This is a genomic window from Micromonospora sp. NPDC003776 (assembly GCF_053605645.1).
Genome location: NZ_JBSGJR010000203.1, coordinates 1 through 10,620, shown reverse-complemented (window position 1 = coordinate 10,620; position 10,620 = coordinate 1). Strand labels below are relative to the sequence as shown.

The following is a 10,620-nucleotide window of genomic DNA, read 5'->3' as shown; positions in this document are numbered from 1 at the left end:
GCACCAGGACGTGAACACGATCAGCACACCCACCACCGGCCACCGGCCACGCGGAGCCGCCCTGGGCGCAGGATTCCACCTCCACGCCCACGCGAGCCCACCAAGGTGGGAAACGATCCCGGAAACACACTCCGACCCAGGATCGCTTAGCTAATTAGAGACGCTGGTGAACCAGCGCTCGCCCCGCTCACCCACGGGTTTCATCTGATCGCTCTCCCGACCGGCGTTCCTGACAGGGACACCAGGTATGTGTCGCGGGCGGGGTGGATCGTTACCGGGGGCGCGGAACGGGTGCCGGAACGCCACCGCCCCGGCGTGGGCCGGGGCGGTGGGCAGGTCCGAGTGGGGACTAGAAGCGGGGCATGCCGCCGAACTGGCGGTCCCCGGCGTCGCCGAGGCCGGGCACGATGAACATCTTGTCGTTCAGGCCCTCGTCGATGGAGGCGGTGACCAGGCGCATCGGCAGGCCGCTCCGCTCCAGCCGCTCGATGCCGACCGGCGCGGCGAGGACGCACAGCACCGTGATGTCGGTGCAGCCGCGCTCGGCGAGCAGCCGGCAGCAGTGCTCCAGCGAGCCACCGGTGGCGAGCATCGGGTCGAGGACCAGCACGGGCAGGCCGGTCAGGTCCCGGGGCAGCGACTCCATGTACGCGCGCGGCTCGTACGTCTCCTCGTCGCGGGCCAGGCCGACGAAGCCCATCGACGACTCGGGCAGCAGGCCGAGCGCGGCGTCGGCCATGCCGAGACCCGCCCGCAGCACCGGCACCAGCAGCGGCGGGTTCGCCAGCCGGGTGCCCTCGGCGGCGGTGACCGGCGTCTGGATCTGGTACTTCTCGACCGGGAACGAGCGCGCGGCCTCGTACACCAGCATCGTGGTGAGTTCGTGCAGCGCGGCCCGGAACGACGATGAGTCGGTCCGGGCGTCCCGCATGGCGGTCAGCCGCGACTGGGCGAGCGGGTGGTCAATGACGTGTACGTCCACGATCGCTCAACCTACCGCGCGCCGGCCGGCCGCACTGCGGGTGCCGGTTGACCAGCGACGCCGCTCACGTATGGCGCTCGCGTCCCGGGCCACGTGACCAAGATCACTCGACGCGCGGGTGCGTACTATTCGGGGCATGACGGCGACAGCGACGTCGGCCCGGTCGGACCTCTCCGAGCTGGGACGATCCGAGACCGCTCTGCGGACCTTCCTGCACGGCCTGCCCGGCGTGGATCAGGTCGGCGCGGAGCAGCGGGCGGCGCAACTCGGCACCCGCTCCATCAAGACCACGGCCAAGGCCCAGGCCATCGACCTGGCCATCCGGATGGTCGACCTGACCACCCTCGAAGGGGCCGACACCCCCGGCAAGGTGCGGGCGCTCGCCGCCAAGGCGCTGCGGCCCGACCCGGCCGACCCGTCCTGCCCGCACGTCGGCGCGGTCTGCGTCTATCCGGCGATGGTCCCGTACGTGGCCGAGGTGCTGGCCGGGTCCGGCGTGCACCTGGCCAGCGTGGCGACCGCCTTCCCGTCCGGCCAGGCGCCCCTGGAGGTCAAGCTGGCCGACACCCGGGCTGCGGTCGAGGCCGGGGCCGACGAGATCGACATGGTGATCAACCGGGGCGCCTTCCTGGCCGGCCGCTACCAGGAGGTCTACGACGAGATCGTGGCCACCAAGGAGGCCTGCGGGGACGCCCACCTCAAGGTGATCCTGGAGACCGGCGAGCTGGCCACCTACGACAACGTGCGGCGCGCCTCCTGGCTGGCCATGCTGGCCGGCGGCGACTTCATCAAGACCTCCACCGGCAAGGTGCCGGTCGCGGCCACCCCGCCGGTGACGCTGGTGATGCTGGAGGCGGTCCGCGACTTCCGCGCCGCCACCGGGCGGCAGGTCGGTGTGAAGCCGGCCGGCGGCATCAAGACCACCAAGGACGCGATCAAGTACCTGGTCATGGTCAACGAGACCGTCGGCCCGGACTGGCTGGACCCGGACTGGTTCCGGTTCGGCGCGTCCAGCCTGCTGAACGACCTGCTCATGCAGCGCACCAAGCTGAAGACCGGCGTCTACGCCGGTCCCGACTACTTCACCCTGGACTGAGCGGATGTTCGAATACGCCCCCGCCCCCGAGTCGCGCTCGGTGGTGGACATCAAGCCCTCGTACGGGCTCTTCGTCGACGGTACGTTCGTCGACCCGGTCGACGGCGGCAGCTTCAAGTCGATCAACCCGGCCTCCGAGGAGGTCCTCGCCGAGATCGCCGAGGCCGGCGAGGCGGACGTGGACCGCGCGGTCCGCGCCGCCCGGAAGGCGTACGAGCAGGTCTGGGGCCCGATGCCGGGCCGCGACCGGGCCAAGTACCTGTTCCGGATCGCCCGGCTCATCCAGGAGCGCTCCCGCGAGCTGGCCGTGCTGGAGTCGCTGGACAACGGCAAGCCGATCAAGGAGTCGCGCGACGTCGACGTGCCCCTGGTCGCCGCGCACTTCTTCTACTACGCCGGCTGGGCCGACAAGCTGGAGCACGCCGGCTTCGGTCCGAACCCCCGGTCGCTCGGCGTCGCCGCCCAGGTCATCCCGTGGAACTTCCCGCTGCTCATGCTGGCCTGGAAGATCGCGCCCGCCCTCGCCGCCGGCAACACCGTGGTGCTGAAGCCGGCCGAGACCACCCCGCTGACCGCGCTGCTCTTCGCCGAGATCTGCCAGCAGGCCGAGCTGCCCGCCGGTGTGGTCAACATCGTCACCGGCGCCGGCGACACCGGCCGGACGCTGGTCGAGCACCCGGGCGTGGACAAGGTCGCCTTCACCGGTTCCACCGAGGTCGGCAAGGCCATCGCCCGCGCGGTCGCCGGCACCCGGAAGAAGCTCACCCTGGAGCTGGGCGGCAAGGCCGCCAACATCGTCTTCGACGACGCCCCGGTCGACCAGGCCGTCGAGGGCATCGTCAACGGCATCTTCTTCAACCAGGGGCACGTCTGCTGCGCCGGCTCCCGCCTGCTGGTCCAGGAGTCCGTCGCGGACCGGGTGCTGGAGTCGCTGAAGCGGCGGATGGCCCAGCTTCGGGTCGGCGACCCGCTGGACAAGAACACCGACATCGGCGCGATCAACTCGGCCGCCCAGCTGGCGCGCATCCGGGAACTCTCCGACGCCGGCTCCGCCGAGGGCGCGGAGCGCTGGTCGCCCGCGTGCGAGCTGCCGGACCGGGGCTTCTGGTTCGCGCCGACCATCTTCACCGGGGTCACCCAGGCGCACCGGATCGCCCGCGAGGAGATCTTCGGCCCGGTGCTGTCCGTGCTGACCTTCCGCACCCCGGCCGAGGCGGTGGAGAAGGCCAACAACACCCCGTACGGGTTGTCGGCCGGGATCTGGACCGACAAGGGCTCCCGGATCCTGTGGATGGCCGACCGGCTGCGCGCCGGCGTGGTCTGGGCCAACACGTTCAACAAGTTCGACCCCACCTCGCCGTTCGGCGGCTACAAGGAGTCGGGCTACGGCCGCGAGGGCGGCCGGCACGGGCTGGAGGCGTACCTCAATGTCTGAGCGGGTCGCGGTACGCAAGACGTACAAGCTCTTCATCGGCGGGAAGTTCCCACGCAGCGAGTCGGGACGGTCGTACATCGTGCAGGACTCCAACGTCTCCCTGGCCTCCCGCAAGGACGCGCGGGACGCCGTGGTCGCCGCCCGGGCCGCCGTGAAGGGCTGGGCCGGGGCGACCGCGTACAACCGGGGGCAGATCCTCTACCGGGTCGCCGAGATGCTGGAGGGCCGGCGCGACCAGTTCATCGCGCTCGGCGCGTCGGCGGACGAGGTCGACGCGGCGATCGACCGCTGGGTCTGGTACGCCGGCTGGTCCGACAAGCTCCCCCAGGTGTACGGCGGGGCGAACCCGGTGGCCGGCCCGTACTTCAACCTGTCCGCGCCCGAGCCGACCGGGGTGGTGGCCGTGGTGGCCCCCGAGGCGCCGGCGCTGCTCGGCCTGGTCAGCGTGATCGCTCCGGCGATCGTCACCGGCAACACCGTCGTGGTGGCGGCCTCGCCGGCCGCGCCGCTGGCCGCGGTGACCCTGGCCGAGGTGCTGGCCACCTCCGACCTGCCGGGCGGCGTGGTCAACATCCTCACCGGGAAGCTGTCGGAGACCGTGCCGACGCTGGCCGCGCACATGGACGTCAACGCGATCGACCTGACCGGGGTGACCGACGCCGAACTGGCGGCGGAGCTGGAGGTCAAGGCGGCCGAGAACCTCAAGCGCGTGCTCCGGCCGGCCCCCGCGGACCACGACTGGTTCGCGGACCCCGGCGTGACCCGGATGACCGTGCTCCTGGAGACCAAGACCGTCTGGCACCCCAAGGGCGTCTAGGTCCGCGCTGATTCACGGAAAGAGTGGCTTCCGCGCGGCGGATGGCCACTCTTTCCGTGTATGAAGGCCTTCCGGGTGGTGGTGGGGGCGGGTCTACTACGGGGGGTAGGATTGCCGGGTGACTCGGCTGGGGGACCTTGAGCGTGCGGTGATGGACGTGTTGTGGGACTCGTTCCCCGCCACGTCCGACGGAGTGACCGTGCGGGAGGTCGCCGACGCCCTGGCCGGGCGCGAGCTGGCGTACACGACGGTGATGACGGTCCTGGACCGGCTGGCCGGCAAGGGCATGGTGCAGCGCGAACGCGAGGGGCGGGCCTGGCGCTACCGGGCCGCGGCCAGCCGCGAGGCGCACATCGCCCAGCTCATGCTCGACGCCCTCGACCTCGGCGGCAGCCGCGACGCGGCGCTGGTGCGCTTCGCCCGCTCGGTGACCGGGACGGAGGCCGAGGTGCTGCGCGCGGCGCTCGGCGCCGAGGCGGGACTGGCCGGCTCCGGGCCGGCCGAGCGGGAGGGCGGGCTCACCGACCGGGTCGAGGACCCGCGGGCCGGGCATCCGGCGCTGGCCGACGAGGCGACGGACCGGTAGGGCGGCCGCCGTGGCGTACGCCGTGCACTTCGCCGCGACCATCCTGGCCTGCTGGCTGACCGCGCAGGTCCTCACCGTCTCGAAGTGGACCTGGCGGGCGCCGCGGGTGGCCATCGTGTGCTGGCAGGCGGTGGGGCTGGCGCTCGGCCTCTCCGCGATGGGCCTGCCGATGGCGGTCGGGCTGGCCGCGTACGACCGGCCGACCGGCAGCGCGCTGGTCGCCCTCGCCGAGGACCTCGCCCACGGCAACCTGCCGGCCGGGCTGGGCGCGGTGCACCTGGGCCTGGTCGGGATCGGCTTCGGCATCGGCGCGGTGCTGCTCACCACGACGGTACGCAGCGTCCACGGCACCTTGCGCGCCCAGCGCCGGCACCGGGAGCTGCTCAGCCTGGTCGCCCGCCGCGACCCGACCGTCCCCGGCGCGCTGGTGCTCGACCACCCGAGCGCGGCCGCGTACTGCCTGCCGGGGGTGCGGCCCCGGGTGGTGGTGAGCGCCGGCACGCTGAGCCTGCTGGACCGGGCCGAACTGGCGGCGGTGCTGACCCACGAGCGGGCGCACGCCCAGGAGCGGCACGACCTGGTGCTGCTGCCGTTCACCGCGCTCTGCCGGGCGCTGCCCTGGTTCGGCTGGGTCCGGGACGCGCACGCGCAGGTGGCGCTGCTGGTCGAGATGCGCGCCGATGACAAGGCCCGCGAGCTGCACGCCGACGCGCCGCTGGCCGGGGCGCTGCGCCGATTCGCCGCCGCCGGCCACCGGGTGACCCCGGCCGGCGCGCTCGGCATCGGCGACCGCGACCTCGACGTACGGGTGCAGCGGCTGCTGATCCCCGACCGGCCGCCCCGGCTGCTCGGCGGCACCGCACTGGCGGTGGCGACCACCCTGGCCGCCCTGCCGATCTCGCTCTTCCTGAGCTGACCCCGGTTCCATCCCCTACGGGGCCGATAAGTAGACACTCTACGTGTAGGCTCTCTACGTCAAGTGAGCCGACCCATCGGAGCCCTGGCCATGGACACCCTGCTCCTCGCCCGCCTTCAGTTCGCCGCCACCACGTCGCTCCACTTCCTGTTCGTGGCGGTCACCCTCGGGCTGGTCACCCTGCTGGTCGGGGTGCAGACCGCCGGCTTCATCACCGGCAAGCCGGTGTACGAGCGGCTCACCCGTTTCTGGGGCCAGCTGTATGTGATCAACTACGTGCTCGGCATCGGCACCGGCCTGGTGATGGAGTTCCAGTTCGGGCTGAACTGGAGCGGCCTGTCGCGCTACGTCGGCAACGTCTTCGGCGCGCCACTGGCCGTCGAGACGCTGCTCGCCTTCGTGCTGGAGTCCACCTTCCTCGGCATGTGGATCTTCGGTTGGCACCGGCTGCGCAAGGGCGTCCACCTCGCCCTGCTGTGGGGCGTCGCGCTGACCGCGTACGCCTCGGCGTTCTGGGTGCTGGTCGGCAACGCCTGGCTGCAGCACCCGGTCGGGTACGAGATCCGCGACGGCGTCGCCCACCTCACCGACTTCGGCGCGCTGCTCACCAACCCCACGCTCGGCTTCGCCTTCGGGCACGTGCTCGCGGCCAGCCTGGTCACCGGCGGGATGCTGATGTCCGCGGTGAGCGCGTACCACCTGATCCGGCGTACCCCGGACTTCGCGCTGTTCCGAAAGTCGCTGCGGCTCGGCCTGCTCACCACGGCCGTCGCGGTGGTTTTCCTGATCGGCTTCGGCTTCGCCCAGTTCGGCCCGGTCGGGCGGGTGCAGCCGACGAAGTTCGGCGGCGGGCCGGACCGGGACGCGCTGGTCGCCGAGTGGACGGCGAAGTTCGGTCCCGGCGACTACGTCCCGCCGACTCTCTCCAACGTCGGCCTCGGCTTCATGATCCTCATCGGCTTCGGCCTCTTCTTCGGCCTGCTGATCGTCCCGCTGCTCTGGCGGGACTGGCTCATCCGGCTGCGCTTCCCGCTCTGGCTGGTGCTGCTCGCCCTGCCGTTCCCCTTCGTCGCGTTGATCCTCGGCTGGATCGCCCGGGAGGTCGGCCGCCAGCCCTGGGCGGTCTACGGCCTGCTCCCCGTCGACCGGGCCGTCTCGCCGGTCGGTTCCGGCCTGATGCTCACGTCACTGATCGGCTTCACCCTGCTGCTCGGCGCCCTCGCCGTCACCAACTGGGTGCTGCTGGCCCGGCACGCCGCCCGGGGCGCGGCCGACCCCGCCCTCGGCCGGCCACCCGCGCCCGACACCGACACCCACCCGCAACCCGTGTTCGCCTGAGGGAGCCCGCCGTGGAACTCGTCTGGTACGCCCTGTTCGGCCTCTTCTTCGCCGCCTACCTCGTCCTCGGCGGCTACGACTACGGCGTCGGGCTGCTGCTGGCCCGGGGCGCCACCGAGGAGCGCCGGCGGGGCGCGCTCACCGCCCTCGGGCCGTTCTTCCTCGGCAACGAGGTCTGGCTGGTGGCCGCCGCCGGCACCCTGCTCGGCGCCTTCCCCACCCTCGAGGGCGAGCTGCTCTCCGGCTACTACCCGGCGGTGTTCGGTGCCCTCGTCGGGGTGGTGCTGGTGACCGTCGGGGTGCAACTGCGCAGCCGGCCCCGGGGCGCGTCGGCGCGGACCGCCTGGGACCGGGTGGTGGTGGCCGGCAGCGTGCTGGCCGCGCTCGGCTGGGGCGCCCTGCTCGGCGGGCTGCTCCAGGGCCTGCCGCTGCACGCCGACGGGCACGTCGACGGGGTGGGCCACCTGTTCACCCCGTTCGTGGCCGCCGTCGCGCTGGCGATGCTGGCCCTGGTCGCCGTCCAGGGTGCGACGTTCCTCACCCTCCGCCTGCCGGCGGCCGGCGCCGCCTCGCTCGCCCGGGTGGCCCGCCGGCTGGTGCCGGTGGCGCTCGCCGCGCTCGCCGCGGCCACCGTCCTGGGCCTGCTCTCCGACCGGGTACGCGCCGCGGTGGCGCGGCCGGGGGTCGGCGTACTCCTGCCGGTGGCGCTGGTGGTGGCGCTGCTGGTGGCCCGCGCGGCGCTCGGCCGGGGGCGGTCCGGGGTGGCCTTCACGGCGACCAGCGCGGCGCTGGCGCTGCCGGTGGTGCTGGTCGGCGCGGCGCTCTGGCCCCGGGTGCTGTTCTCCACCGTCGATCCGGCCGCCTCGCTGAGCGTGGCCGACGGCGCGGCGAGCGGGCCGACCCTGTCACTGCTGGGCTGGCTCGTGCTGCCGCTGGTGCCGGCCCTACTAGGCTTTCAGGCGATGTGCTGGTGGGTGTTCCGGGGACGGACTGACGGCAGGGCACCGGTGTACTGGTGAATCGCCGCCCGTTCGACCCGCGTCTGCTGCGCCGGGTCCCCGCGGCCCGGCGCGACCTCGCCGTGCTCGCGGTGTTGGGTGGGCTGACCGCGCTGCTGGTGGTCGCGCAGGCCACCGCGCTGGCCACCCTGCTGGCGACCGCCGTCGACGGGCGGCTGCACCGGCCGGCGCTGGCCGGGTTCGTGGCGGTGGTGGCCGCTCGCGCCCTGGTGAGCTGGGCGCAGGGCACGGTGGCGGCCCGGGCGGCGGCCACCGTCAAGGCGACCCTCCGCGCCGACCTGCTCCGCGCGGTCGGCCGGCACGGCCCCACCTGGGTCGCCGGCCAGCGGGCCGGGCAGCTCGCCACCCTCACCGGGCGCGGCCTGGACGCGCTCGACCCCTACTTCACCGGCTACCTGCCGCAGCTGGTGCTCAGCGTGACGGTGCCGCTGGCGGTGCTGGCCCGGATCGTGCTGGCCGACTGGAGCTCGGCGCTGATCATCGCGCTGACCATCCCCCTCATCCCGATCTTCGGCGCGCTGCTCGGCTGGCAGGCGCAGGCCGCCACCGAGCGGCAGTGGCGGCGGCTGTCGCTGCTCGGCGGGCACTTCCTCGACATGGTCGCCGGGCTGCCCACGCTGCGCGCGTTCGGTCGGGCCCGGGCCCAGGTCGATGTGGTGCGCCGGATGGCCGACGGGCACCGCCAGGCCACCATGCGGACGCTGCGGATCGCGTTCCTCTCCGCGCTCGTCCTGGAGCTGGTCGCCACCCTGTCGGTGGCCCTGGTCGCGGTGCCGGTCGGCATCCGGCTGCTCGGCGGCGGCATCACGCTCGCCACCGCCCTGCTGGTGCTGCTGCTCACCCCGGAGGCGTACCTCCCGCTGCGGGCCGCCGGCAGCCGCTTCCACGCCAGCATGGAGGGCCTCACCGCGCTCGACGAGGCGCTCACCCTGTCGGCCGTCCCGGAGGCGGCCGGGCCGGGCGGCGGCCCGCTGCCGGCCCCGGACGGCCACGGTGTGATCCGTTTCGAGGGCGTCACCGTCGAGTACGAGCGGACCATCGCCCTGCGCGACGTCACGTTGACCATCCGGCCCGGCGAGCGGATCGCCGTCATCGGGCCCAGCGGCGCCGGCAAGAGCACCCTGCTCAACCTGCTCCTCGGCTTCGTCGCCCCGACCACCGGTCGGGTGACCGTCGACGGCGTCGACCTGGCCGACGTCGACCTGGACGCCTGGCGGCGGCAGCTGGCCTGGGTGCCGCAGCGCGCCCACCTGTTCGCCGGCTCGCTGGCCGACAACATCCGCCTCGGCACGCCGGACGCCCCGGACAGCGCGCTCGCCGGAGCGGTCGGCGACGCCGCGCTGGACGAGGTGGTCGCCGCCCTGCCCGACGGGCTGGCCACCGTGCTCGGCGAGCGCGGGCACGGCCTGTCCAGCGGACAGCGACAGCGGGTGGCGCTGGCCCGGGCGTTCCTCCGGGACGCGCCGCTGGTGCTGCTCGACGAGCCGACCGCCCGGCTGGACACCGCCAGCGAGGCCGTCGTGCTGGCCGCCACCCGCCGGCTGGTGGCCGGGCGTACCGCGCTGCTGGTCGCGCACCGGCCCGCGCTGCTCGAGGACGCCGACCGGATCCTCCGGGTGGAGGACGGCCGGGTCACCGAGCTGAGCCCGACCCCGGCCGGAAAGGTGGCCTGATGAGCGACCGCCCCGAGCCGGACGGCATCGAGTCCCGGCGGCCGGACCAGCCGGTCCGGGCCGTGCCGGGCGGCGTCTCCCGGGACGGGACGACCCCGGCCGCTCGCGATCCCGGCGCGCCGACCGCCGCCGAGGCCAGCCCCGTCGAACTGCTGCCCGCCGGGCCCGCACCGACCGCCACCGCCCCGGACACCGCGGCCACGACGGGGGCCCGCGCCGAGCGGGCGGTGCTCCGGCTGGCCCGGCCGTACCTGGGCCGGCTGGTGGGAGCCGGCCTGCTCGCCGCGGCCACCGAGTTCGCCGGGCTGGCCCTGATGGCGACCGCCACCTGGCTGCTGATGAGCGCCGCCGGGCGGCCGACGCTGGACCGGCTGACCGTCGCGATCGTCGCGGTCCGCGCCCTGGCGGTGAGCCGGGGCGTGTTCCGCTACACCGAACGGCTCGCCGGGCACGACGCCGTGCTCCGGATGATCACCGATGTCCGGGCCCGGGTCTTCGCCACCCTCGCCGGCCGGCGCGACGGCGCCGTCCAGCGCACCGGGGACGCGCTGAGCCGCCTGGTCTCCGACGTGGAGGCGGTGCAGGATCTGCTGCTGCGGGTGCTCGTGCCGGGGGCGGCCGCCGCGCTGGTGAGCCTGCTCGCGATCGGCGGGGCCGCGCTGATCTCGCCCCCGGCGGCCGGCGTGCTCGCCGTCGGGCTGGTGGTGGCCGGGGTGGCCCTGCCCGCGCTGGCCACCGCGCTCACCCGCCGGGCCGCC

At 74.0% G+C, this 10,620-nt stretch carries 9 protein-coding genes and 1 pseudogene; 9 read left to right on the top strand and 1 reads right to left on the bottom strand.

What is annotated here, in order from left to right; genetic code table 11:
* Window positions 1–349: 349 nt before the first annotated feature.
* Entirely contained in the window at window positions 350–982 is a 633-nt protein-coding gene (upp, locus tag ACWEVO_RS17985; protein ID WP_452308664.1) for a uracil phosphoribosyltransferase, read from the bottom strand.
* A 136-nt stretch (window positions 983–1,118) separates the two neighbouring features.
* Between upp and deoC the strand changes: the two genes are divergently transcribed.
* The 9 genes and pseudogenes from deoC to ACWEVO_RS17940 form a co-directional block, all read left to right on the top strand.
* Window positions 1,119–2,078 carry a deoxyribose-phosphate aldolase gene (deoC, locus tag ACWEVO_RS17980; protein ID WP_452308663.1) on the top strand — a complete coding sequence of 320 codons (960 nt, stop codon included), beginning with the start codon at window positions 1,119–1,121 and terminating at the stop codon, window positions 2,076–2,078.
* 4 nt (window positions 2,079–2,082) lie between these two features.
* Window positions 2,083–3,513 carry an aldehyde dehydrogenase family protein gene (locus tag ACWEVO_RS17975; protein WP_452308662.1) on the top strand — a complete coding sequence of 477 codons (1,431 nt, stop codon included), beginning with the start codon at window positions 2,083–2,085 and terminating at the stop codon, window positions 3,511–3,513.
* Complete coding sequence (locus tag ACWEVO_RS17970; protein ID WP_452308661.1) at window positions 3,506–4,330, top strand: aldehyde dehydrogenase family protein; 825 nt, start codon at window positions 3,506–3,508, stop codon at window positions 4,328–4,330. Before ACWEVO_RS17975 ends, ACWEVO_RS17970 begins: the two co-directional genes overlap by 8 nt.
* 118 nt (window positions 4,331–4,448) lie before the next feature.
* Complete coding sequence (locus ACWEVO_RS17965) at window positions 4,449–4,916, top strand: BlaI/MecI/CopY family transcriptional regulator (protein WP_452308660.1); 468 nt, start codon at window positions 4,449–4,451, stop codon at window positions 4,914–4,916.
* Window positions 4,917–4,926: 10 nt separating this feature from the next.
* On the top strand, window positions 4,927–5,832 hold the full coding sequence (locus ACWEVO_RS17960) for a M48 family metalloprotease (protein ID WP_452308659.1): 906 nt from the start codon (window positions 4,927–4,929) through the stop codon (window positions 5,830–5,832).
* Between the two features lie 90 nt (window positions 5,833–5,922).
* Window positions 5,923–7,170 (top strand): cytochrome ubiquinol oxidase subunit I, encoded by a 1,248-nt coding sequence (locus tag ACWEVO_RS17955; RefSeq protein WP_452308665.1) that lies wholly within the window; start codon window positions 5,923–5,925, stop codon window positions 7,168–7,170.
* Between the two features lie 11 nt (window positions 7,171–7,181).
* Complete coding sequence (locus tag ACWEVO_RS17950) at window positions 7,182–8,189, top strand: cytochrome d ubiquinol oxidase subunit II (protein ID WP_452308658.1); 1,008 nt, start codon at window positions 7,182–7,184, stop codon at window positions 8,187–8,189.
* A complete protein-coding gene (gene cydD, locus ACWEVO_RS17945) occupies window positions 8,186–9,862 on the top strand; it encodes a thiol reductant ABC exporter subunit CydD (RefSeq protein WP_452308657.1) in 1,677 nt (558 codons plus the stop codon). Before ACWEVO_RS17950 ends, cydD begins: the two co-directional genes overlap by 4 nt.
* Window positions 9,862–10,620 (top strand): annotated as a pseudogene (locus ACWEVO_RS17940) (hypothetical protein); the annotation flags it as partial. The gene cydD and the pseudogene ACWEVO_RS17940, both read left to right, overlap by 1 nt.

What these genes read in the sequence shown, in the direction of transcription:
- ACWEVO_RS17975 (WP_452308662.1), top strand. Translation starts at nt 2,083, where the DNA reads ATGTTCGAATACGCCCCCGCCCCCGAGTCGCGCTCGGTGGTGGACATC.
- deoC (WP_452308663.1), top strand. Translation starts at nt 1,119, where the DNA reads ATGACGGCGACAGCGACGTCGGCCCGGTCGGACCTCTCCGAGCTGGGA.
- ACWEVO_RS17970 (WP_452308661.1), top strand. Translation starts at nt 3,506, where the DNA reads ATGTCTGAGCGGGTCGCGGTACGCAAGACGTACAAGCTCTTCATCGGC.
- ACWEVO_RS17955 (WP_452308665.1), top strand. Translation starts at nt 5,923, where the DNA reads ATGGACACCCTGCTCCTCGCCCGCCTTCAGTTCGCCGCCACCACGTCG.